The sequence below is a fragment of the Kineosporia corallincola genome (assembly GCF_018499875.1).
Lineage (GTDB): Bacteria > Actinomycetota > Actinomycetes > Actinomycetales > Kineosporiaceae > Kineosporia > Kineosporia corallincola.
On record NZ_JAHBAY010000008.1, the window covers coordinates 279,171 to 300,000 of the forward strand.

Genomic DNA, 20,830 nt, shown 5'->3' on the forward strand with positions numbered 1-20,830 from the left:
GTCCCATCAATCAACGAAATCCATTGATCAGAAGGAGAAAACGTCATGGCATCGAAGGACGAGGCGGCGATGAAGAAGGTCTCGCAGGCCAGCCGCGAACTCACCGCGGCGCTCATGGAGTCGTACCGGAGCAAGCGTGTCGACGCTGCTGTCGAGGCGCTTCAGGCGGCCCGGAAGGCGGCCGGGCTGGATAGGCCGCGGAACGGTACGGCCGGTCAGTAGCCGTAGCTGCACTCCGCCGGGCTGACCGCCTCCTACAGCTCCCAGCCCGGCGGGGCCACCCCATCCTCCTGTTGAGAGAAGGGCACCCCCATGATGACCGATCCCACCGTGTTCGCTGCCGCCTTCGCCGCGCTGTTCGCCGCTCACCAGGTCGGGGACCACTGGGTCCAGACCGACCACGAGGCCGTGACCAAGGGCAAGCCCGGTTGCGCCGGCCACTTCGCGTGTGCCAGTCACGTGGTCAACCTGGCCGTGACGAAGCTGGTGTTCCTGACGGTGTTGATGCTGGCCACCGGGCTGCGCCCGCACGTCGGGTTCCTGGCCCTGGGTCTGGTGATCGACGGCGCCTCGCATTACTGGGCCGACCGCCGGCACACGCTCGCGTGGCTGGCTGACCTGATTCCGGGCAAGAGCAAGTTCTACCGCCTCGGCGCCCCGCGCCCGGGTCACGACGACAACCCGAGCATCGGCACCGGCGCCTACGCGCTGGATCAGTCCTGGCACATCGGATGGCTTTTCGTCGCCGCCCTGATCATCTCTGCCTGAAACATCCTCCCGCACAGGCTGAAACATCAAGTCACGGAGAGAAGAGGAACAACGATGCTGGTCAAGATCGTGATGATGCTCTGGATCCTCGCTCAGGGCGCCCCGCAGATGGCCCGGGGCCGCACCACGCCGGGCGCCTGCCGCAAGTGCTCCTGTCAGCACCGGGGCGGGTGCCTGAGCTGCGGGTGCGACTGCCGTAGCAGCAACGGGTACGTGTGCCGCTGCTGCGGCGCCAACGACCGACAGTGACGGCCAACGCTGACCGAAAACCCTTTCTGGACGAACGAACCGATGGGAATCGTCACCATGCTCAAGCTCGTGATCGCCCTGGCCGTCGCCGTCGTGTCCGGCCCGCAGATGGCCCGGGGGAAGGCCTGCGGCTGCCACTGCAACCACCCGAGGATGCGCGCCGGCCGGTGCTCGACCTGCGGCTGCGCATGCCCGAAGAAGCGCGGCGCCTGCGCCTGCTGCGGTGCCGCCTGGTGGGACCGCCGGAACTAGCAAAACCCTCGAACGCCTGAAACCGCACTCATACCAACGGGAAACGAGGAAGCGACATGGCGAGCAAGACCAGCACCACGACCGGTACCACGGCGAACGCCGCGAACAACGCGGGCGGGCACGTGAGCACGTGCGGCACGTGCGGGCTGACCAGTCTGCCGGCCAAGACCCGGGCGGAGCGGGCCGCGCTGGATAGCCGGCACGACCGGGAGCGGCACGGCGGCAGCACCGCCGGCAACCGCTGGTAGCAGGCATCACCACGGGCGGGGTGGCCGGTCAGGTGGTTGCACACCTGACCGGCCGGGTGCTCCGCCGCTCACGGCAACAGGGCCCGTTCAGCGTACGCGGCGGGCCGGTCCACGACGAGAGGAGAACCGTCATGCACGACGCCATCATCACCCAGCACACGACCGAACACACGACCGAGCACGTGATCGAGAATGTGACCGGCGCGGCCGCCCCGGTGGACGGGGCGCTGGCGCGGCAGGCGCAGCGGCTGGCGCTGTGGGCGCGGATCGTGCTGGTGCCGGTCGCGGTGATCGGGGCGGTGCTGTCGTACCGGAGCCTGTACAAGGCGGCTCTTCCCACCTTCGGCCCGCAGTTGGCGGCGGGGTTCCCGCTGTTGGTCGACCTGCTGATCCTGGGTGCCTCGCTTCAGTACGTGGCCGGCGCCAAGGTCGGGCGGCCGATGAACGGGTGGCGGCTGACCGCTCATCTGGGCGTGGCCGGCACGCTGGTGCTGAATGCGCTGGCCGCGCACGAGCTGGGTGAGGTGCCCTGGCACGTGACGGCGCCGGCGGTGTGGGCGGTGCTGGTCGAGCTGACCGGTAAGCAGGTCCTCGGGCAGTGGAAGGCTGTTCACCACGGTCAGCGGGCGGCGATCGCGGTGTCGCTGTGGCTGTCGGCGCCGATCGAGTCGGCCCGCACACGGCTGCTGATGGCCCGCACCGGTCTGGTCGACGCGACGGTGGCCCGCATCCAGGTCGGGACGGTCGCGGCGGCGCGTGAGGCGCTGTTGCTGTCTCTGCCGCGCCGGGCCAGCGCCCGCCGCGATGCCCGGCGGGTGCGGCGGGTCGTGAACCGGCAGCTGCGCGCCGGGAGCCTGCCGCCGGCCGCTGTGCTGGGCGCGGTCGGCTGGAACGGCGACCTGCGCAGCGACCTGACCCCCGAGAACATCCTGCGCGCGGTGGTTCAGAACATCCTTCACCCCGTCGCCCCTGCTCCCGCCGCCGCCTCGGTGGAGCTGGGCAGCGCGGTCGGTGCGGTTGCCGGGCCGGACGAGGCCGAGGCGCGCACCGAGCGGGCCGTGATCGCCAACGCCCTGCGTGAGCGGCACCCGCAGTGGCCGGCCGAGACCATCGACGCGACCGCCGCCGACATGACGCCCGGCGAGGCGCTGCCGACGCCGGCGCCTCAGGTGTCGGCTGCCTCGGGTGCTGAGGCCTCCGGTGAGGCAGACGCCGAGGTGGACGTCGAGGTGGACACGGTGCTGGACATCGTCCCGGACGAGATCCCGGGCGAGGTAGACGTGCCGGAGGCCGCTGTGGCGTCGCGTCCGGTGCGGCGTGCGGGGCGCACGACCAGCACCCGTGTGCGGGTGCAGGAGCTGCGGGCCAAGCACCCGCAGTGGAGCGCGCAGCAGATCGCCGAGCGGGTGGGCGTGACCGACCGGACCGCGCGCCGCTACCTGGCCGAGGACAACGAGAACGCCGCGTAGCACGCGTCCCATCAACACTCATCGAAACATCGCCGGAACCGACGTAACAGGCTGACGGGGAAGGACATACGGCGTGGGACTCAAGATCAAGACGTTGAAGCTGCCGTTCGTGCGGATCAGCACGAGCAAGGCCGGTCGGCGTTCGTACGCGTGGCGGGTGGGTGCTTGGTCGTACAACAGCGGCACTGGCCGGCAGAGCCTGAAGCTGAGCCGGAACGTGCGGTGGGAGTCGAAAACCAAGGCGGAGAAGGCCAAGACACGCAAGGCCAAGGATGCCCGTAGCGCTGAACGTCGAGCGTGGGAGAAGAAGCTTGCGGCCGGTCAGGTCGGCGGGGTGAATATCCCGGCCGATGTCCTGGCCCGGGCCAATCAGTCCGGCACGGCTCGTAAACCGCGGGAGCAGAGGGCCAATTCGGCCGCGCCGGGCGCTCGGGCTGGTGGTCGGTTCGGTGGGGGCACGGTGCATCGGCAGACGCCGCAGCAGATCGAGCGGGCTGAGCGGGCCCGCGCGCAGCGGCAGGCGCTGGAGCAGGAGCGCCGTGACCGGGCCGCGCAGATGACCGCGGCGCTACGGGCGGACGGCACCCCGGAAGATCGCATTCCCGCGATCGTCGCCCTCGACTGGACCGCCCATCAGGTCGCTGTGCTGGGACGCCGGAAGAACACCCCGCCCGTGAACGTCCCGGACGCTGCTGCGCCCGCCGCTTCGTCCACTGGTCCGGACGACACCAGCGTCGCGCCCGCGGCGGGCGGGCGGATGTGCGGTGCGCCGACGCAGGACGGCACGCCGTGCCGCAACGCCGCCGGCGGGTGCCCGCACCACAAAGGCAACCGCACCAACAGCACCACCAACCGCGCCGCGCGGAGGCCCGCCCGCCCGCGCACCCGCCGGACCTGAACCCGACCACATCATCGGCCGGCCCCCGCACCCGCACCGCTCCGATCCGCACCGATTACACCGATCCGCACCGTAGTGAAGGAGTGACATCTCATGGCGAACGTGCTGCCGTTCGGTCGCCGTCCCGACCCGGACGACCCCGATCAGCATGGCGACCTGTCCGCGGACCCGTCCGGCACCGGGGCGGCGCCGGAAAGTGAGGGCTCTCTGGCCATCTCGCCCTACGCGGACACGGACGCCGCACCGGCCGCGCCGTCTACTTCGGCGCCCACACCGGACACCGGCGTGGCCACCGGCCGGGTGTCCGAGGCGGACGGGCGGGCGGACACGATTGAGGGCCCGATCTGGGGTTCTGCGGCCCCGTCGTCCGCCGCCGCGCCCAACGACGACGAGGCCGCTGTACGGCAGTTGCTGGCCCTGTACCGGGCCATGCCGGACCTGGCCCCTGGCCACGGCGCCCCGTCCGGTCCGGATGACCTGTCCGGTGAGACGACCGGTGAGACGACCGGGGATCTGTCCGCCGTGGTGGGCGGCGAGGTGGATGTTCCGGTGCTGGAGCCGGATCGGATCATCTCGCCGGCCGGTGCCGTTCAGGGGGCGGACCTGCGGCCGATCGTGCCGCAGTGGCTGTCTTCGCGTGAGGGCCGCAAGGCGGTGGGCCGCTGGTGGGTCGGGATGCAGTGGTACCGGGCCAAGTTCCACGGTGTCCGCGCGCCGGTGTACGTGGCGCGGGTGTTGTGGCGGGCGCCGCGGGGTGTGTGGCGGGTGACGTCGGGTCTGACCCGGTGGGTGCTGGACACCCGCGCGGACGGCCTCGAACAGGCCCTGGCCGACGGGACCAAGCTGGACACGATGACGTTCATTCAGCTGCGTGACCAGCGTGCGATCCGGGTGCGCGCCCGGCTGATCACCGTGGGGGCGGGTGCGGTCACCAGCGCCGCGGCCGGGGTGGTGGCGCTGGTGCATCTTCCGGCGTCCGGTGACGTGCTGCTGGGTGCGGCCACGGTGGCGGTGCTGGCCAAGGTGGGTTCGGACAAGGATCGGCCCCTGGTCGGTGCGGCCATGGCCACCTCGGCGCGGCACCGGGAGCTGACCGACGCGATCGTGATGCGGGCCCTGCGGGCGGCCGGTCTGGGCGGCGCGGTGGCGAAGATCGACAAGGAGGGTCATGAGGTGTCTGAGGACACCCGTCCGACCCTGGCCGCGCCGATCATGCGCTCGGGTAACGGGCGTGGGTACGTGGTGGTCGTCGACCTGCCGTGGGGCAAGACGGCCGGGGATGCTGCGGCGGCGGTCGAGAAGCTGGCCTCGGGCCTGGATGTCGATGTGTCGCAGGTGTTCCCGGAGCCGGTGGCCGGGCGGGCGCGTCGGGTCGAGATGTACGTGGCCGATGAGGACCCGATGCTGTTGCCGGCCAGCCGTTCTCCGCTGGCGCGTCTGCCGCGCGCCAGTGTCTGGGACCCGCAGCCGCTGGCGCGCACCCCGCTGGGCATCGAGGTCCGGGCCACGTTGCTGTTCAACTCGTTCCTGCTGGGTGCGCTGCCGCGCTCGGGCAAGTCGTACGCGGCCAAGTGCCTGGTCACCCCGGCCGTACTGGACCCGTACTGCGATCTGACCGTGCTGGACTGCGGTGGCGGACGTGACTGGCTGCCCACGCAGGACATCGCCGTGGACTACGTGGCCGGCGACGAGGAAGAGGACCTGATCCGGATCGTCGCGATCCTCAACCGCATTCGCGACGAGGCACGCCAGCGGCTCGCTCAGTTCCGGACCATGACGCAGGCCGACATGCCCGAGGACAAGCTGACGCGCGAGTTGGCCGCCAGGGGCATGCCCCCGCACGTGGTCGTGGTCGACGAGCTTCAGAACTTGCTGCGCGCCAACAACAAAGAGATCCGTAAGGCGGCGCTGGAGGTTCTGGTGTGGCTGGCCAAGACGGCCCCGAAGGCCGGGTACATCATGGTGATGATCACGCAGCGCCCGGCGGCGGACGTGATCCCCTCGGACCTGCGTGACATCACCAGCGTGCGGGTGGCTCTGCGGACCAAGACCCGCCAGGGATCGGATGCCGTTCTCGGGTCGGACATCTCGGCCACCGGATACCGGACGGACCGGTTCCTGGAGAACCACAAGGGCGCCGCGGTCATCGGGGGCATCTCCAACGGCAAGGGCGGTGACCTTCAGGTCGTGCGCGTGGACCTGCTGATGCCCGAGGAGTTCGCCCGGGCCTGCGCCATCGGCCGCACGCGCCGCGAGGACGCCGGCACCCTGCGCGGCGCCGCGATCGGGGACGCCGCCCCGGTCGAAATCACCATCACCGTGCTGGAAGACGTCGCCGCCGTGTGGCCCGGCGACGAGGCCAAGGTGCACGCCGCCGTCATCCTGACTCGGCTCAAGGAGCTGTACCCCTCCCGTTATGAGGGCATGGCCGACGAGACCGCCCTGACCCGCGCCCTCAAGCCCTACGGCATCACCTCCGGTCAGGTTTCCCGGGGCGGCGTCAACCGCAACGGCTACAAGCTCGCCGACATCCGCAAGGCCTGGCGGGCCCGCCAGGCCGCCGACCGCACCGACGAGACCGACGACACCGATCGCGGCCACCGCGACGGAGACGACGACGGACCCACCCCCGTCCCCGCCTAACCACAACACTCACTCAGAGTAGCCGTTCCGGGCTAGGAGAAGCCTCGGCCACTAGAGGCCAGCGACCTCTAGGGCTAGAGGCACCCCTAGACACGCCCACCCACCCTGACCAGTCACCTAGACCCTAGACCTGACCTGCACAAATACGCCGAGAACCCGATTCGGAGGGGAAATGACCCCGACCCTAGCCCTAGCCCTGACCAGCACGCTCGTCACGCTCGGTTACGTTCTGGCCTGCCGGATCTGGCCCTACGCCAACTGCTGGAAGTGCTCCGGCGCCGGCCGATTCCGCTCCCCCTCGGGCCGCGCATGGCGCCTGTGCCGACGCTGCTCCGGCTCCGGCGCCCGCCTGCGGATCGGCCGGCGCCTGTGGAACCTCGCCGCCCGCGAACTCGGCCGCACCCGCGACCCGCGCTCACCCCACTGAATGACCAAGGAGAAACCGCCATGACCATGACCAGCAAAACGGCCCGCTGCTGGGTCCTGCGCAGCACCTCCGCCACTCCCGCCGACCAGATGCCCACCGAGTACGGCCCGACCCACCGGCACCACACCGGCCAGGACACCGCCTGCGCCGCGCTGCGGGGCCTGATCGACGAAGACCCCGTCTACTTCAGCACCTTTGAGGTGATCGCCCTCGACCACGTGTGCGTTTTCGTGACCTGCGACGAATGCGGCACCGCGATCGGGCGGGAGGACGAAGGCGTGACCTTTCACTACCCCGACCCGGGCGAGGCCAAGCAATGGGCCACCGGGTGGGGGTGGAAGACCAACGGGCACCGGTGGGTGTGCGGGTACTGCCAGGAGGAACACCCGATGCCCGAGAGCGGCCCGGTGTCACGGAAGGAGAACCACCGATGAGCAACCTCACGACCACGACCATGGCGACGGCCGAGAACGCCGTACGCGTGCTGGTGACCGGTTCGCGCGACTGGAGTGACGCCGAGGCGATCACCCTGCATCTGGAGGGCCTGCGCTACGTCGCCGGTCGGGTTCAGCGGCCCGGTCTGGTCGTCGTGCACGGTGCCTGCCCCACCGGTGCCGACGCGATCGCCGCGGCGTGGGCTCGCGCCCACGACGTGCCGGTCGAGGCTCACCCGGCCCAGTGGGCCACTCACGGGCGGGCGGCCGGGCCGCTGCGCAACCGGGCGATGGTCACGGCCGGCGCTGACGTGTGTGTGGCGTTCATCCTGAACGGCTCCCGGGGTGCCACCGGGTGCGCCGATCTGGCCGAAGCGGCCGGCATCCCGACCTACCGCATCACGCGGCCGGGACGGGCGTGCGGGCGGCCCGAGGAGTCGTGGGAGATCCGCGGCGGCATCGCCCAGGGACTGTCCCCGCGCTGCGGGGGCGCCGAGTCGCTGCCGTGCCCGCGCCACGGAGAGGAGGTCCGCTGATGTGTGAGAGCTTCCTGGACCGGTTGTGCTGGGTCCTGCGTGCGCCGGCCGTCACGCCCGAGGCGGGCACGGCCGATCGGGCCGGTGGGGCCGATGAGGGGGAGTGCTGCTACCTCGACCGGGTCTCGGCCGAGGCGGACTGGGCGCGAATGATGCGTGAGGGCCTGGCCGGTCGGGGTGACGTCGATTACGTGAAATCGTTGACTGCGTACCAGCTTCCGGTGCCGTGCATGATCCTCGCCTGCGATGTCTGTGACACCGAGCTGGGAGTCGGCTACGAGGGCACCGCCTACCACCTGCGCGACGACGCCGAGGCGCAGTACATCGCCGGGCTGGAGGGGTGGTCGCGCGAGGGGCGCCGCTGGATGTGTCATGTCTGCCGGCCCGGCGGAGCGTCCCGGAGCGTTGGTGCGCCGGTGAGTTCGGTGGAGCAGCTCATGGTCGAGGTGCCCGGATGAGCTTGAGCGATCGCCCTCACAGGCCACCGGCTTGGGTGTTCGGCCCGCTGGTGGCCTGTGAGGGCGGCCTCTTGAACGGCCAGTGGTTCACCGGGGCCGACTGGGAGGCACGACGCCGGGCGGCGGATCGGATGGCCGAACGCGGGCAGCGGCCGGCCGACAGCCATTACGCCCCCACCGGCCAGAGCATCCCTCACCGGTTGTGGCCCCAGGCCCGCGGCGAGGTCTGGGCCGCCACCAACACCAAAAGTTCTGCGGCGGAGAAAGTCATGCGCGATCCCGTCGCCCTGGTCTTCCCCGTCGACCTGGCACCGCAATCCCTCGACACCGATCCGTCCACCGTCCGTCCCACACCTTTGGAGGTCACCGTGAACCGAGCGAGCACGCTCCCCTCGACCCGGGGCACCGCGGGCACCACCCGGCGCGATCAGTTGGTGCCGGCTGCGCTGGCCTATGCCGCACGAGGCTGGCACGTCTTCCCCCTGCGGGTGGGGGACAAGCGCCCCGCGTTCCCCGACCACGCTGCCGACCGGTGCACCGGCCGTGACCCGCGCTGCCGGCGTGCCGGGCGGCACGTGACCTGGGAGGAGAGGGCGACCACCGACCCGGCCCGGATCCGCGCGGCGTGGACGTCGGCCCCGTACGGCATCGGGATCGCCACCGGTCCCTCCGGGCTGCTGGTGATCGACCTCGACCAGCCCAAGCCCGACCGCGGCGGCGCGATTGAGCGCCCGCCGACGGAGTTCGACGAACCCGGGATCACCGATGGCGCAGATGTGTTCGCCGCACGGTGCGCGCGCGCCGGGCACCCCGCCCCGCTCGACACATACACCGTCAGCACCGGCAGTGGCGGCACCCACCTGTACTTCATCGCCCCCACTGGCCCCAAGGCGCCCGAACTGCGCTGCACCGCAGGACATCTGGGGTGGCTGATCGACACCCGCGCGCACGGCGGCTATGTGGTCGCGGCACCCTCGACTGTGGCCGGACGCGCCTACCTCGCAGACGACCCCGACGCCGGTGCTGCCCCGCTGCCCGGATGGCTGGCCGACGCTCTCACCCCGGCGCCGCTGCCCGCTCAGGTGCCGGCCCCGATCAACCTCCGGACCGGCGGTGCCGGTGGGAACGAGCGAATGCGCGCCTACCTCGAATCGGCGATGAACGGCGCGGTGCAGGCCGTGCATGCGGCGCCGGGCGGGCAGCGCAACCGGGCCGTGTACGGCGCCGCGGTTCAACTCGGGCAGCTCGTGGCCGGCGGCGCCCTGACGGCTGAGACCGTGCGTGCTGCGTTGCTGTCAGCAGCGATCACCGTCGGGCAATCCGAGGCCGAGGCCGTCCGAACGATCGCCTCGGGGATGCGCAACGGTGCCGGACGTCCTCGGTACGTGCCCGACAGCCCGGCCTCACCGGCCCGTGGGAGGGCGGCATGAGCCTGCCGACACTCTTGGCTGCGCCGGAGGTGGGGCCACGGCTGGTGGACCTGTGCTGCTGTCAGGGTGGCGCATCCCGCGGCTACACCGATGCTGGGTTCGTCGTGACCGGGGTCGACATCTTCCCGCAACCGCGGTACCCGTACCCGTTCCACCAGGCGGACGCCATCGAGTTCGCTGCCCAGCATGGGGCTGGGTTCGATGCGATCGCGGCATCATTCCCGTGCCAGGCATACACCGCCTGCTGGCAGATCCAGCGCCGTGAGCATCCCCAGCTGATCGACATCGGGCGCGAAGTGCTCAACAGGACGGGGCGCCCGTGGGTGATGGAGAACGTCCCCGGTGCCCCACTGCACGATCCGGTCGAGCTGTGCATGTGCATGTTCACCAGCGAACCGGGCACCTACCGACCGCGCTGGTTTGAGACCGGAGGCGGCTTCATCCTGCCCCGGATGGAGCACCGCCCGCACACCAAGAAGCACACCAAGATGGGCCGCCCGCCGCGCCCGGACGAGGTGATGCACGTGGTCGGAAACTTCTCCGGCGTCGCCGCCGCGCGCGCTGCGATGGGCATCGACTGGATGACCAGAGACGGCCTGCGCGAGGCAATTCCGCCCGTCTACACCCGCTGGATTGGTGAGCATCTCATCGCCCATCTCGCGGCATGCAGCACCAAAAGGAGCGCAGCATGAACGAGCACGACCCCTATGAGGACGGGCCCCCGCCCGAGATCGAGGCGCCGCCGAGCCGTCACCTGCAAGCCGTCACCCCGGACCGGCCGCGATGGCGCCCGCAGTTGTGGGGCGCCGATCGGATCATGGCGACCGAGTTCCCCGCGCCGAAGTGGGCCGTGCCCGGTCTGCTCTGCGAAGGAGTGTCCCTGCTGGCCGGGCCGCCCAAGGTTGCCAAGTCGTGGTGGCTGCTGTCGGTCTGCCTCGCGGTCGCTTCCGGCGGCCGGGCACTCGGGGCGATTCCGGTCCGCAAGGGGCCGGTGCTGTATCTGGCGCTGGAAGACACCCCGCGCCGGCTGAAGTCCCGCATGGGTCAGTTGCTCGGTGACACCCCCGCCCCGCCCGGGCTGGAGTTGGCAACGGAGTGGCCGACCATGCCGGCCGGTGGGGACGTGGCGATCGCCGATTGGCTCGACCGGCACCCCGACGCCCGGATGATCGGCATCGACGTGTTCGCCAAAGTCCGCGGGCCGGCATCGCCTTCGCTGTCGGCCTACGACGCCGATTACGCGGCCGTCGGACGGATCAAGAAGATCGCCGACCAGTACGGCATCGCCATCGTCCTGATCCACCACGTGCGCAAGGCCGGCAGCGAGGACTTCCTTCAGGAAGTCAGCGGCACCAACGGCATTGCCGGGGCGGCCGACGCCACCCTCATCCTGAAGCGCGCCCGTGGTCAGGCCGACGGCACCCTGTCGATCACCGGTCGCGACGTCGAAGAGACCGAGATCGCCCTGACTCATGACCAGAACACCGGCCACTGGCTCAAGACCGACGCGCCAGCCGATGAGGCCAAGCTCGGTGACACCCGCGCCGCGATCCTCAAACACCTCCGCCAAGAAGGAAAACCCCTCGGACCGACCGCCGTCGCCAAGGGCACCGGCATCGACGTCGGGAACGTCAAGAAGACCATGCAGCGCATGAGCGACGCCGGCCAGATCTGGCCCGTCACCAACGGCCGATACGAAGCCCCACCGGCCGGAGCACAGCCGTTCCCCGATATCAGTGGGGACATCGGCACCGGGGGTGTCCCCACTGTCCCCCCTGTCCCCGAAACCTTCTGACCAGCGAGAACGCCCCGCACGACGGGGACACCTCGGCGGGAGGTGTCCCCGGATCAAGCCCGCGACGGCTGGAGGTGCCGTGAAGACCACGAACCGGAGCGACAGGACGTCGGGCCCCGAGTTCTTGACCACTGAACAGGCGGCCGAGCGAGTGGGGCTCAGCGCCCGGCAGGTGCGGCGCCTCATTGCCGAGCGGCGGATCGGGTTCTACCGCGCTGGCCGGTCGGTGCGAATCGACCCGGCCGAAATCATCGACTACATGCTCGCTGGGCGTGTAGAGCCAATTACGGAAACTTATGTGAGAGAGCATCTTTAGGAGCTACAAATGGCGAACAAGAACGGTCATCGGCGCTTCGGTGCCATCCGAAAGCTCCCTTCAGGGCGTTACCAAGCTCGGTACCCCGGGCCTGACGGGCGCATGAGAAAGGCGCCCGAAACGTTCGCGCGGAAACCTGAAGCCGAGCGGTTCCTGACTCTCGTTGAAGCACAGATGCTTAGGCATGAGTGGATCGACCCGGACCGTGGCAAGGTGGCGCTTCAGGTGTACGGGGAGCGCTGGATTGATGAGCGACCCAATCTGAGGCCGCGCACAGTGCAGCTGTACCGGTGGACGTGGAACAAGCACATCGTGCCCTTCCTCGGAGCGCGAATGGTGAACGAGCTGGACCCGGCGATGATCCGCACGTGGCGCTCGGACCTGCTGACCGATGGCGTTTCGATTGGGGGCGCGGCGAAGGCGTACCGGCTGTTGCGAGCCGTGTTGAATACGGCCCTTGACGACGAACTCATCCGGCGAAACCCGTGCCGGATCAAGGGAGCCGATCAGGAGAAGAGCGCGGAGCGTCCGACGCTGACGTTGCGGCAAGTGTTCGCCTTGGTCGAGAAGGTCCCGGCACGCTACCGGGCGTTGCTTCTGGTGGCCGCGTTCGGGTCACTGCGGTGGGGTGAGGTGAGCGCGCTCAAACGGCGTGACGTGAATGTCATCACCGGCACGGTCCGGGTCCGGGAGGCATACAGTGAGATCCGGGGGAGGGGGCTGGTGCTGGGGCCGCCCAAGTCACGAGCTGGGGCGCGGGTTGTGGCCCTGCCGGCCGCGATTCTCCCGGTACTGAGGGAGCACGTGGATACCTACGTCAAACCGGATGCGGACGCTCTGGTATTCACGACCGGTAGCGGCCGGCCGATCCTGCGGGGCAACTTCAACAAACTCGTGAGGTGGCACCAGACCGTTGCCAGCATCGGCGCGACCGGGTTGCACTTCCACGACCTTCGGCACACCGGGAACGTGTTCGCTGCCAAGTCCGGAACGAGTCTGCGGGACCTCATGACGCGCATGGGGCACGACAGCCCGCGCGCGGCCATGATCTATCAGCACGCGACAGCCGAGGCCGACACCGCGATTGCTGCTGCGATCAACGCCGAGCTGGAGAAGCTCGTCAGTGGCCAGACGGATGACGACGGCGGGGCGGCCGGAGCGTCCGCAGAAGTGGGCTAATGGCACGCTAATGGCACGGAGCCAGAATCGGGCTCGGAACAACGAAGCGCTAGGCAGCGGAAACTCTTCTCTGCCTAGCGCTTTCGTGCGGAGCGGGCGACGGGAATCGAACCCGCACTGTCAGCTTGGGAAGCTGATGTTCTACCATTGAACTACGCCCGCATTGCCCCGTCTGAAACCGGGCGAGCACACACTATCAAAGTCCGGGCGCCCTGTGGGGCACGACCCTTGCTACCTTGTTCCGGTGCTGCTCAGCGACCGTGACATCCGTTCGGAGATCGACTCGGGACGGGTGGCCATCGACCCCTACGAGGCGTCGATGGTCCAGCCGTCGAGCATCGATGTTCGCATCGACCGCTTCTTCCGGCTCTTCGACAACCACAAGTACCCCGTGATCGACCCGTCCGAGGAACAGCCCGAGCTGACCCACCAGGTCGAGGTGAAGCCGGACGAGGCCTTCGTGCTGCACCCCGGTGAGTTCGTTCTGGCGTCCACCTACGAGACCGTGACGCTGCCGAACGACGTGGCGGCGCGGCTGGAGGGCAAGTCGTCGCTGGGTCGTCTGGGGCTGCTGACACACTCCACGGCCGGGTTCATCGACCCCGGTTTCTCCGGTCACGTCACCCTGGAGCTGTCGAACGTGGCGACACTCCCGATCAAGATCTGGGCCGGCATGAAGATCGGCCAGCTCTGCTTCTTCCGTCTGACCAGCGCTGCTGAACACGCGTACGGAAGTGAGCGCTACGGATCGCGGTACCAGGGGCAGCGCGGGCCCACGCCGAGCCGTTCCTACCTCTCTTTCCACCGTACGATGGTGTGAGGTTTCCCGGCAGGAGGACACGTTCGCGGTGGCTCGCAAGAAGCGTGACAAGGCGGCTCCCGAGCCCGCCGTAGAGATGGTCGAAGAGGGCATCTCCGTTCAGGACCTGGCGGCTCGGCACCTCCTGCTCTGTCCGACCACCGTCGACATCGAGGTGGTCGACACACTGATCCGCGACCGCCTCCCGCACAGCGACCTCTACGACACCGGCGAGGTCAAGCTCGGGCGGCACAGCCGGATCACCGGGCCCTACCAGCTGTCCATGGAAGACGCCGTCGACGCCGGCGTCCCCATGCCCTGGACGGTCTGTTACTGCCTGGAGGCGCCGGTCGAGCGGGAAGACCCGCCGCTGCCCGGCATGGACGACCGGGACGGGTTCGCCTACGCCTTCCCCGAGGGCCTGCCCTGGCGCGACGAGGGCCGTGCGTTGCAGCTGATGGTGAGCCTGGCCCGGCGGATCGGTGGGGCGGTCCGGGTGGCCGGCACGCTCCAGCTGGTCCAGCCCGACCGCGATCGCGCGGTCGACTACGTCGTCCATTCGCGCACCTGGCTGGAACCCGACGTGCTGCTCGGCATCGTCGGCCGCGAGATGCCCGGCGCCGTCCTCGCCGTGGAGGGCGAGGAGTGGGGCGGCCCGCCGCCCGCGGCCTACACCGGCGAGATCCTGGTGCAAGACGTCGGCCGGAGCACGCTCTCCTCCGCCGAACTGAAGCGCCTGCACACCGCCGCCGACGCGCGCGACCGCAAAATGCTGGCGGACGACGACGTGATCGACGGATTCGCCATCGTCACCGACTTCGGGCGTGACGGTGTGGTCGAGGTGCTCGTGCATCTCACCGACATCGACGACCCGGCCGTGGTCGGCCAGCCGTGGGCCAGCGAAGACCTGGTCACCTACGAGGTGCGGTGGCAGGCGCCCGATCCGGAGGCACGCGAGAAGCGTTATCCGCCGGAGGATTTCCGGGCCAGCCGGGCCCGGGTGGCGCCGGTCGTGGCGCGCACGGCGCGGGCCCTGGTCGAGGCGGCCGGTGGAATCGTGCTGGACGAAGACAACTTCGGGGTCGACCGCTACACGCTCTGATCCGTTTCCAAGATCGGCTTTTCAGGACGGGTGTCGTGCGCCCGCAGCTCTGCGTGCCCGGGCCGCACGTTTCGGTGTGCGCCCGCGATGCCACAGGTATGGGGCTCTTTGGCGCCACCTAAATGATTCCTAAACGGCTTCCGTGCGGTTCTCTTGGGCTCTTTCCTACTGCTACTTTTTCTTAGCGGTACTTATGTAAAGAGTCCTCACTAATCATGACATCCACCCTGAAGGGATCGCCATGAAGCGTGCACGAATCGCCGTCGCGGGGGCAGCCGCCTCCGCCATGGCTGTCGCACTGGTTGCGACACTCATGCCGTCCGGCGCCAACGCGGCCAACCCGGTGGCCGCCACCGCTGACTGCACCGGGCAGGCCTGGGCCAAGGACGTCGCCTACACCGGCGGCACCGACGTCGTTCACGGGGGTCATGCGTGGACGGCGAAATGGTGGACGTACGGCGATGTTCCGGGTGCCACCGGCGGCTCGGACGTCTGGGTGGACGGCGGAGCCTGCTCCGGCTCACCCACCGGCAGCGCCACCGCGACCCCGTCGTCGAGCGCCACCACGACGACCGATCCGACCGCCACGACGGATCCGACCGACACGACCGAGCCTGGTGAGACCGCGACGGACGAGCCGTCCGCCGGCGACAGCCGGGTGGTCGGGTACTACACCGACTGGAGCACGTACCAGCGTGACTTCCAGGTCAAGGATCTCGACACCAGCGGTGCCGCAGACGAACTCACGCACATCGTCTACGCCTTCGGCAACGTGACCGGCGGTAAGTGCGCCGTCGGTGACGCCTACGCCGACTACCAGAAGACGTTCTCGGCGGCCGAGTCGGTGAGCGGCGAGGCCGACACCTCCGACCAGGCCGTGGCCGGCAACATCAACCAGCTGCGCCAGCTGAAGGCGAAACACCCCGGTCTGAAGGTGATCTGGTCGTTCGGTGGCTGGACCTGGTCCGGCGGTTTCGGTGCGGCCGCGGCCGACCCGGACGCCTTCGCGCAGTCCTGCCACGACCTGGTCGAGGACGAGCGCTGGGCCGACGTGTTCGACGGCATCGACATCGACTGGGAGTACCCCAACGACACCGGGGCCAGCACCGACACCAGCGGCTTCGACGCGTACCGTGAGCTGCTCGCCTCGCTGCGCACGGAGTTCGGCGACGACCTGGTCACCTCGGCGATCACCGCCGACGGCACGGACGGCGGCAAGCTGGAGTCGGCGGACTACGGCGGCGCGGCCCAGTACGTGGACTGGTACATGCCGATGACGTACGACTTCTACGGTGCGTTCGACGCCGACGGCCCGACCGCCCCGCACTCCCCGCTGACCGACTTCGACGGTGCGGCCAACCCGGGCTTCGACTCGGAGACGGCCATCGCCAAGCTGAAGAGCCTCGACATTCCCTCGGACAAGCTGCTTCTCGGTATCGGCTTCTACGGCCGCGGCTGGACCGGCGTGACCCAGGAGGCCCCGGGCGGTTCGGCCACCGGTGCCGCACCGGGCACCTACGAGGCGGGCATCGAGGACTACAAGGTGCTCAAGACCAGGTGCCCGGCCACCGGGACGGTCGGCGGCACCGCTTACGCCTACTGCGACGGCGAGTGGTGGAGCTACGACACCCCGGAGACCATCGCCGGGAAGATGGACTACGCCACCGAGCAGAGCCTGGGTGGGTCGTTCTTCTGGGACCTGTCGGGTGACACCTCCGACGCCGAGCTGACCAAGGCCGTGGCGAACGGCCTGAGCTGACAGCTCCTTTCGACCGACGGTGCCCCTGCCTGCCTGAACAGGCGGGGGCGCCGTGGCCCGGCCGCGGGGGCGTGGGCCGGGTGCCGGGGGGATCCGCACCACTCGTGAACCTGCCCTGAAGAGGATCACTTCCATGTCACAGAAACGTCTTTCGCGTGCCCGCAGGACGGCGGTCGTCGCCTCCGGCGCGGTCGCCGCGGCCGTCGTGGCGGCGGTCGCCGTCGCGTCGCCGGGCAACAGCGCACCTGCCTCGACCGTCGCGGCGGACAGCTTCACCACCGTCTGGTCGGACGACTTCGACGGGGCCGCGGGCTCCTCCCCGTCGTCCGCGAACTGGTTGTTCGATCTCGGCACCGGCTACCCGGGCGGCGCGTCCGGCTGGGGCACCGGCGAGATCGAGACGATGACCGACTCGACCGACAACGTCAGCCTCGACGGCGACGGCAACCTCAACATCACCCCGGTCCGTGACTCGTCCGGCAACTGGACGTCGGCCCGGATCGAGACCCAGCGCACCGACTTCGCCGCACCCGAAGGCGGTGTGGTGCGGTTCGAGAGCCGCATCCAGCTGCCCGACGTGAGTGGCGCCCAGGCGCAGGGCATCTGGCCGGCCTTCTGGTCGCTGGGGGAGGACTTCCGCGGGACCTACACCAACTGGCCCGGCATCGGTGAGGTCGACGTGATGGAGAACGTCAACGGTGAGAACACCGTGTACGGCACGCTGCACTGCGGCACCGCCCCGGGCGGCGTGTGCAACGAGAGCACCGGCCTGGGCGGCAGCAAGACCGGCTTCTCGCCCACGCTCCAGGGCGGTTTCCACACCTACGCGGTGGAACTCGACCGCACCGGCGGCGACGAGGAGCTGCGCTGGTACATCGACGGCGAGGAGTTCCACTCGGTGTCCGAGTCGCAGGTCGGCGCGGACGTCTGGGCCAAGGCCACCGACCACGGCTTCTTCCTGATCCTCAACGTGGCGATCGGCGGCGGCTGGCCGGGCAGCCCGACGTCGGCCACCGCCTCCGGCGTACCGATGGTCGTGGACTACGTGAAGGTGCTCCAGAAGGGCGCCGACACGACCGAGCCCTCCGAGACGACCGAGCCGTCCGGGACCACCACGGCGCCGTCCGACACCGGCACGCAGCCGTCCACGGGTGGCCGGGACGCCTACGGCACCATCGAGGCGGAGAGTTTCGACCGTCAGAGCGGCACCACGACGGTTGCCGCGAACGACGGTGGCGAGAAGCTGGGCTCCATCGCGAACGGCGACTCGGCGGTTTTCCAGGGCGTCGACTTCGGTGACACGGCCGCGCACACCTTCGTGGCCGAGGCCGCGTCGGGCGCGGACGAAGGGGTGAGCGGCCTGATCGAGGTACGGCTCGACAGCGCCACGGCGGAGCCGGTCTCGACCGTCTCGGTGGCGAACACCGGCGGCTGGCAGAAGTTCAGGGAGATCCCGGGCGAACTGTCCGCTACGACCGGAACGCACGATGTGTACCTGACCTTCAGGTCCGGTCAGGCGTCCGAGTTCGTGGACCTTGACTCCTTCACCTTCCGCCGTTGAGCCCCGGTTAACCCTCCCACTTTTAGGACTGGACCCATGCCAAACCTGAGCCGCCGCAACCTTCTCCGCGGCGCCATCGGCGGTGGTGTGCTGGGGGCCGTCGGCCTCGCCACCGTTCCGCAGATGGTGCACGCCGCGAACGGTCTGCCGCTCACGGTCGTGAACAACACCGGCACCTACAGCAGTGACCAGATCTTCGTGCACGTCGTCGGCACCCACCTGTCCACCGGCAAGATGGGCCACATCAAGGCCGACGGCAACTTCGCCGAGATCGCCTCGTCCGACAACGGTTCCGACGGCTACGCCAGCTACGGCATCCGGCTCAGCGAGATGAAGACCCTTCCCCTGGCCACGCTCTCGGGCCGGGTGTACATCTCGATGGGGCAGCAGCTGAAGTTCCGGGTGGTCGGCACCGGCAGCGGTATCGGCCTCCAGTACCCGGCGGGCTGGGTGAGCAGCGACCCGTCCTACGGCATCCTGCACGACTTCATGGAGTTCACGAACAACGACTCCGGCATGTACTGCAACACCACCATGGTCGACATGTTCGGCCTGCCGATGTATGTGACGCTCAAAGGCGCCACCACGCAGTCGATCGCGCAGTACGAAGACGGTGCCCGGTCGAAGATCTTCGCGGCCATGAGCAAGCAGAGCGGCTTCGAGAAGCTGGTGATGGACGACCTGCGCATCATGGCCCCCGGTCATGGTCTGGAGCAAGGGCTGTTCTCCAGCAGCTACTTCGACGGCAACGTGAACGCCCGCTGGTCGCAGTACAGCTCGGCCACCATGAACCTGACGGCCAACAACCAGAAATACACCGGCAAGATCGAGGGCTCGAACTTCGTCTTCCGGCAGAACGGCACGGTGAAGGCAACTTTCGCCAAACCGAGCACCAGCGACGTGCTGTTCTGCAACGGTGCCCTGGCCGCGCCGAACGACGGGGTGGGCGGCCCGATCGCGGCGGTGCTGGCGGCCGGCCTGAACCGGGGTGTGCTGCTCAAGACCACCCAGCCGGTCACCGACCCGTCGCAGTACTACGCCGGCGAACGGGTCAACCACTACTCGCGCATCATTCACGAGAACACGAAAGACGGTAAGGCCTACGGCTTCGCCTTCGACGACGTCTGCGAGCAGGCGTCCTACATCCAGGACAACGCCCCGACGAGCGTGACCCTGACGTTGCAGGCATTCTGAGCCCGCATCCGGACCGGGCCCGGTGGTCACCCCTGACTGACCACCGGGCCCACTGTCGTCCACTGTTGGTGAACCGAAAAACCCTGAGGAACAACGAATGCCGAACCTGAGTCGTCGTCACCTGCTGCGCGGTGCGATCGGTGGTGGTGTGCTCGGCGCCGCCGGCCTGCTCACCGTGCCACAGATGGTGCACGCGGCCGAGGGCCTGCCCCTGAAGGTCGTCAACCGCACCGGCAGGTACAAGAGCGACGACATCTGGGTGCACGTGGTCGGCACCGAGCTGGCCACCGGCCGGATGGGACACGTCAAGGCCAACGGCAACTTCGCCGCGGCGGCGCTGTCCGACAACCACGCGGACGGCTACGCCCGCTACGGGGTGCGGCTGAGCGAGATGAAGTCGCTTCCGCTGGCGGCACTTTCGGGACGTGTCTACATCTCGATGGGCAAGCAGCTGAAGTTCAAGGTGGTCGGCACCGGCAGCGGGCTGGGGCTCCAGTACCCGGCGGGCTGGGTGAAGACCGATCCGTCGTACAAGATCCTGCACGACTTCATGGAGTTCACGAACAACGACTCCGGCTTCTACTGCAACACCACGATGGTCGACATGTTCGGCCTGCCGATGTACATCACGCTCGCCGGCAGCAAGACACGCACCATCGCGCGGTACGAGGAGGGCGCCCGGGCACGGATCTTCGCCGAGATGCGCAAGCGTCCCGCCTTCAAGAAGCTGGTCGTCGGCAACCTGCGGGTGATCGCCCCCGGGCACGGCCTGGACCGCGGCATCTTCTCCAGCACCTACCTCGATCCCTACATCGACGCCCGCTGGAAGCAGTACGAGACCGAGACGCTCACGGTGGTGGCCAACAACATCACCTACCGGGGCACGGTGGAGGGCTCGAAGCTGGTGTTCCGGCAGGGGGGTGCGGTGAAGGCGTCGTTCGCCAGGCCGTCCACCCGCGACGTGCTGTTCTGCGACGGCACACTGGCCGCGCCCAACGACGGCGTGGGTGGCCCGATCGCCGCGGTGCTGGCCGCCGGCCTGAACCGTGGTGTGCTGCAACGCCCGAAGCAGCCGATCAAGAACGCCGATCTGTACTACCGGGCCAAGCGCACGAACCACTATTCGCGGATCATTCACGAGAACACCGTGGACGGCAAGGCGTACGGCTTCGCCTTCGACGACGTCTGCTCGCAGGCCTCGTACATCGAGGACGGCTCTCCGAAGAATGTGACGCTGACGCTCCAGCCCTTCTAGTCCGTCCATTGTTCACCCCGAAATGGGGGACGTCCTCACGAACTTCGTGAGGACGTCC

The 20,830-nt window shown here is 69.1% G+C and carries 23 protein-coding genes and 1 tRNA gene; 23 read left to right on the plus strand and 1 reads right to left on the minus strand.

The annotated features are described in order from the left end of the window. Window positions 1–45: 45 nt before the first annotated feature. The 17 genes from KIH74_RS20625 to KIH74_RS20705 all read left to right on the plus strand — a co-directional run bounded on the left by KIH74_RS20625 (window position 46) and on the right by KIH74_RS20705 (window position 13,102). Complete coding sequence (locus tag KIH74_RS20625) at window positions 46–222, plus strand: hypothetical protein (RefSeq protein WP_214157643.1); 177 nt, start codon at window positions 46–48, stop codon at window positions 220–222. A gap of 90 nt (window positions 223–312) precedes the next feature. Next, window positions 313–768 (plus strand): DUF3307 domain-containing protein, encoded by a 456-nt coding sequence (locus KIH74_RS20630; RefSeq protein WP_214157644.1) that lies wholly within the window; start codon window positions 313–315, stop codon window positions 766–768. A gap of 54 nt (window positions 769–822) precedes the next feature. Next, window positions 823–1,017 carry a hypothetical protein gene (locus KIH74_RS20635; RefSeq protein WP_214157645.1) on the plus strand — a complete coding sequence of 65 codons (195 nt, stop codon included), beginning with the start codon at window positions 823–825 and terminating at the stop codon, window positions 1,015–1,017. 42 nt (window positions 1,018–1,059) lie between these two features. After that, window positions 1,060–1,269, plus strand: a complete 210-nt coding sequence (locus tag KIH74_RS20640; protein WP_214157646.1) for a hypothetical protein — start codon at window positions 1,060–1,062, stop codon at window positions 1,267–1,269. 56 nt (window positions 1,270–1,325) lie between these two features. Beyond that, a complete protein-coding gene (locus KIH74_RS20645; protein WP_214157647.1) occupies window positions 1,326–1,517 on the plus strand; it encodes a hypothetical protein in 192 nt (63 codons plus the stop codon). A gap of 131 nt (window positions 1,518–1,648) precedes the next feature. Then, a complete protein-coding gene (locus KIH74_RS20650; RefSeq protein ID WP_214157747.1) occupies window positions 1,649–2,986 on the plus strand; it encodes a DUF2637 domain-containing protein in 1,338 nt (445 codons plus the stop codon). Between the two features lie 73 nt (window positions 2,987–3,059). Next, window positions 3,060–3,884, plus strand: a complete 825-nt coding sequence (locus tag KIH74_RS20655) for a hypothetical protein (protein WP_214157648.1) — start codon at window positions 3,060–3,062, stop codon at window positions 3,882–3,884. Window positions 3,885–3,977: 93 nt separating this feature from the next. Then, window positions 3,978–6,527: an ATP-binding protein gene (locus KIH74_RS20660; protein WP_214157649.1), complete on the plus strand. Its 2,550-nt coding sequence runs from the start codon at window positions 3,978–3,980 to the stop codon at window positions 6,525–6,527. 172 nt (window positions 6,528–6,699) lie between these two features. Next, on the plus strand, window positions 6,700–6,954 hold the full coding sequence (locus tag KIH74_RS20665) for a hypothetical protein (RefSeq protein WP_214157650.1): 255 nt from the start codon (window positions 6,700–6,702) through the stop codon (window positions 6,952–6,954). A 26-nt stretch (window positions 6,955–6,980) separates the two neighbouring features. Further along, on the plus strand, window positions 6,981–7,388 hold the full coding sequence (locus tag KIH74_RS20670) for a hypothetical protein (RefSeq protein WP_214157651.1): 408 nt from the start codon (window positions 6,981–6,983) through the stop codon (window positions 7,386–7,388). After that, window positions 7,385–7,924: an SLOG family protein gene (locus tag KIH74_RS20675; RefSeq protein ID WP_214157652.1), complete on the plus strand. Its 540-nt coding sequence runs from the start codon at window positions 7,385–7,387 to the stop codon at window positions 7,922–7,924. Before KIH74_RS20670 ends, KIH74_RS20675 begins: the two co-directional genes overlap by 4 nt. Further along, window positions 7,924–8,382: a hypothetical protein gene (locus tag KIH74_RS20680; protein ID WP_214157653.1), complete on the plus strand. Its 459-nt coding sequence runs from the start codon at window positions 7,924–7,926 to the stop codon at window positions 8,380–8,382. Before KIH74_RS20675 ends, KIH74_RS20680 begins: the two co-directional genes overlap by 1 nt. 269 nt (window positions 8,383–8,651) lie before the next feature. Further along, window positions 8,652–9,812: a bifunctional DNA primase/polymerase gene (locus tag KIH74_RS20685; RefSeq protein WP_214157654.1), complete on the plus strand. Its 1,161-nt coding sequence runs from the start codon at window positions 8,652–8,654 to the stop codon at window positions 9,810–9,812. Next, window positions 9,809–10,504 carry a DNA cytosine methyltransferase gene (locus KIH74_RS20690; RefSeq protein ID WP_214157655.1) on the plus strand — a complete coding sequence of 232 codons (696 nt, stop codon included), beginning with the start codon at window positions 9,809–9,811 and terminating at the stop codon, window positions 10,502–10,504. Before KIH74_RS20685 ends, KIH74_RS20690 begins: the two co-directional genes overlap by 4 nt. Further along, a complete protein-coding gene (locus KIH74_RS20695) occupies window positions 10,501–11,607 on the plus strand; it encodes an AAA family ATPase (protein ID WP_214157656.1) in 1,107 nt (368 codons plus the stop codon). The genes KIH74_RS20690 and KIH74_RS20695 overlap by 4 nt, the downstream gene beginning before the upstream one ends. Window positions 11,608–11,686: 79 nt before the next feature. Next, window positions 11,687–11,923, plus strand: coding sequence for a helix-turn-helix domain-containing protein (locus KIH74_RS20700; RefSeq protein ID WP_214157657.1), 237 nt, complete (start codon window positions 11,687–11,689; stop codon window positions 11,921–11,923). A 9-nt stretch (window positions 11,924–11,932) separates the two neighbouring features. Further along, window positions 11,933–13,102 carry a tyrosine-type recombinase/integrase gene (locus tag KIH74_RS20705; RefSeq protein WP_214157658.1) on the plus strand — a complete coding sequence of 390 codons (1,170 nt, stop codon included), beginning with the start codon at window positions 11,933–11,935 and terminating at the stop codon, window positions 13,100–13,102. Window positions 13,103–13,193: 91 nt separating this feature from the next. Here KIH74_RS20705 and KIH74_RS20710 read toward each other — a convergent pair. Beyond that, window positions 13,194–13,264: transfer RNA gene (locus KIH74_RS20710), tRNA-Gly, on the minus strand. 82 nt (window positions 13,265–13,346) lie between these two features. Between KIH74_RS20710 and dcd the strand changes: the two genes are divergently transcribed. From dcd to KIH74_RS20740, 6 genes are all read left to right on the plus strand, one after another. Further along, on the plus strand, window positions 13,347–13,922 hold the full coding sequence (gene dcd, locus KIH74_RS20715) for a dCTP deaminase (protein ID WP_214157659.1): 576 nt from the start codon (window positions 13,347–13,349) through the stop codon (window positions 13,920–13,922). Window positions 13,923–13,950: 28 nt separating this feature from the next. Continuing rightward, window positions 13,951–15,003, plus strand: a complete 1,053-nt coding sequence (locus KIH74_RS20720; protein WP_214157660.1) for a hypothetical protein — start codon at window positions 13,951–13,953, stop codon at window positions 15,001–15,003. Between the two features lie 241 nt (window positions 15,004–15,244). Further along, complete coding sequence (locus tag KIH74_RS20725) at window positions 15,245–16,762, plus strand: glycosyl hydrolase family 18 protein (protein ID WP_214157661.1); 1,518 nt, start codon at window positions 15,245–15,247, stop codon at window positions 16,760–16,762. Between the two features lie 133 nt (window positions 16,763–16,895). Continuing rightward, window positions 16,896–18,323 carry a carbohydrate-binding protein gene (locus KIH74_RS20730; protein ID WP_214157662.1) on the plus strand — a complete coding sequence of 476 codons (1,428 nt, stop codon included), beginning with the start codon at window positions 16,896–16,898 and terminating at the stop codon, window positions 18,321–18,323. Between the two features lie 36 nt (window positions 18,324–18,359). Further along, a complete protein-coding gene (locus KIH74_RS20735; protein ID WP_214157663.1) occupies window positions 18,360–19,517 on the plus strand; it encodes a beta-1,3-glucanase family protein in 1,158 nt (385 codons plus the stop codon). A gap of 97 nt (window positions 19,518–19,614) precedes the next feature. After that, entirely contained in the window at window positions 19,615–20,772 is a 1,158-nt protein-coding gene (locus tag KIH74_RS20740; RefSeq protein ID WP_214157664.1) for a beta-1,3-glucanase family protein, read from the plus strand. Window positions 20,773–20,830: the final 58 nt, after the last annotated feature.

Bases quoted from the DNA above. Each gene is read 5' to 3' on its own strand.
- KIH74_RS20625 (WP_214157643.1), top strand. From the start codon at position 46: ATGGCATCGAAGGACGAGGCGGCGATGAAGAAGGTCTCGCAGGCCAGC.
- KIH74_RS20660 (WP_214157649.1), top strand. From the start codon at position 3,978: ATGGCGAACGTGCTGCCGTTCGGTCGCCGTCCCGACCCGGACGACCCC.
- KIH74_RS20645 (WP_214157647.1), top strand. From the start codon at position 1,326: ATGGCGAGCAAGACCAGCACCACGACCGGTACCACGGCGAACGCCGCG.
- KIH74_RS20640 (WP_214157646.1), top strand. From the start codon at position 1,060: ATGGGAATCGTCACCATGCTCAAGCTCGTGATCGCCCTGGCCGTCGCC.
- KIH74_RS20670 (WP_214157651.1), top strand. From the start codon at position 6,981: ATGACCAGCAAAACGGCCCGCTGCTGGGTCCTGCGCAGCACCTCCGCC.
- KIH74_RS20740 (WP_214157664.1), top strand. From the start codon at position 19,615: ATGCCGAACCTGAGTCGTCGTCACCTGCTGCGCGGTGCGATCGGTGGT.
- KIH74_RS20730 (WP_214157662.1), top strand. From the start codon at position 16,896: ATGTCACAGAAACGTCTTTCGCGTGCCCGCAGGACGGCGGTCGTCGCC.
- KIH74_RS20695 (WP_214157656.1), top strand. From the start codon at position 10,501: ATGAACGAGCACGACCCCTATGAGGACGGGCCCCCGCCCGAGATCGAG.
- KIH74_RS20665 (WP_214157650.1), top strand. From the start codon at position 6,700: ATGACCCCGACCCTAGCCCTAGCCCTGACCAGCACGCTCGTCACGCTC.
- KIH74_RS20680 (WP_214157653.1), top strand. From the start codon at position 7,924: ATGTGTGAGAGCTTCCTGGACCGGTTGTGCTGGGTCCTGCGTGCGCCG.
- KIH74_RS20635 (WP_214157645.1), top strand. From the start codon at position 823: ATGCTGGTCAAGATCGTGATGATGCTCTGGATCCTCGCTCAGGGCGCC.
- KIH74_RS20735 (WP_214157663.1), top strand. From the start codon at position 18,360: ATGCCAAACCTGAGCCGCCGCAACCTTCTCCGCGGCGCCATCGGCGGT.
- KIH74_RS20705 (WP_214157658.1), top strand. From the start codon at position 11,933: ATGGCGAACAAGAACGGTCATCGGCGCTTCGGTGCCATCCGAAAGCTC.
- KIH74_RS20690 (WP_214157655.1), top strand. From the start codon at position 9,809: ATGAGCCTGCCGACACTCTTGGCTGCGCCGGAGGTGGGGCCACGGCTG.
- KIH74_RS20630 (WP_214157644.1), top strand. From the start codon at position 313: ATGATGACCGATCCCACCGTGTTCGCTGCCGCCTTCGCCGCGCTGTTC.
- KIH74_RS20685 (WP_214157654.1), top strand. From the start codon at position 8,652: ATGCGCGATCCCGTCGCCCTGGTCTTCCCCGTCGACCTGGCACCGCAA.
- KIH74_RS20650 (WP_214157747.1), top strand. From the start codon at position 1,649: ATGCACGACGCCATCATCACCCAGCACACGACCGAACACACGACCGAG.
- KIH74_RS20725 (WP_214157661.1), top strand. From the start codon at position 15,245: ATGAAGCGTGCACGAATCGCCGTCGCGGGGGCAGCCGCCTCCGCCATG.
- KIH74_RS20675 (WP_214157652.1), top strand. From the start codon at position 7,385: ATGAGCAACCTCACGACCACGACCATGGCGACGGCCGAGAACGCCGTA.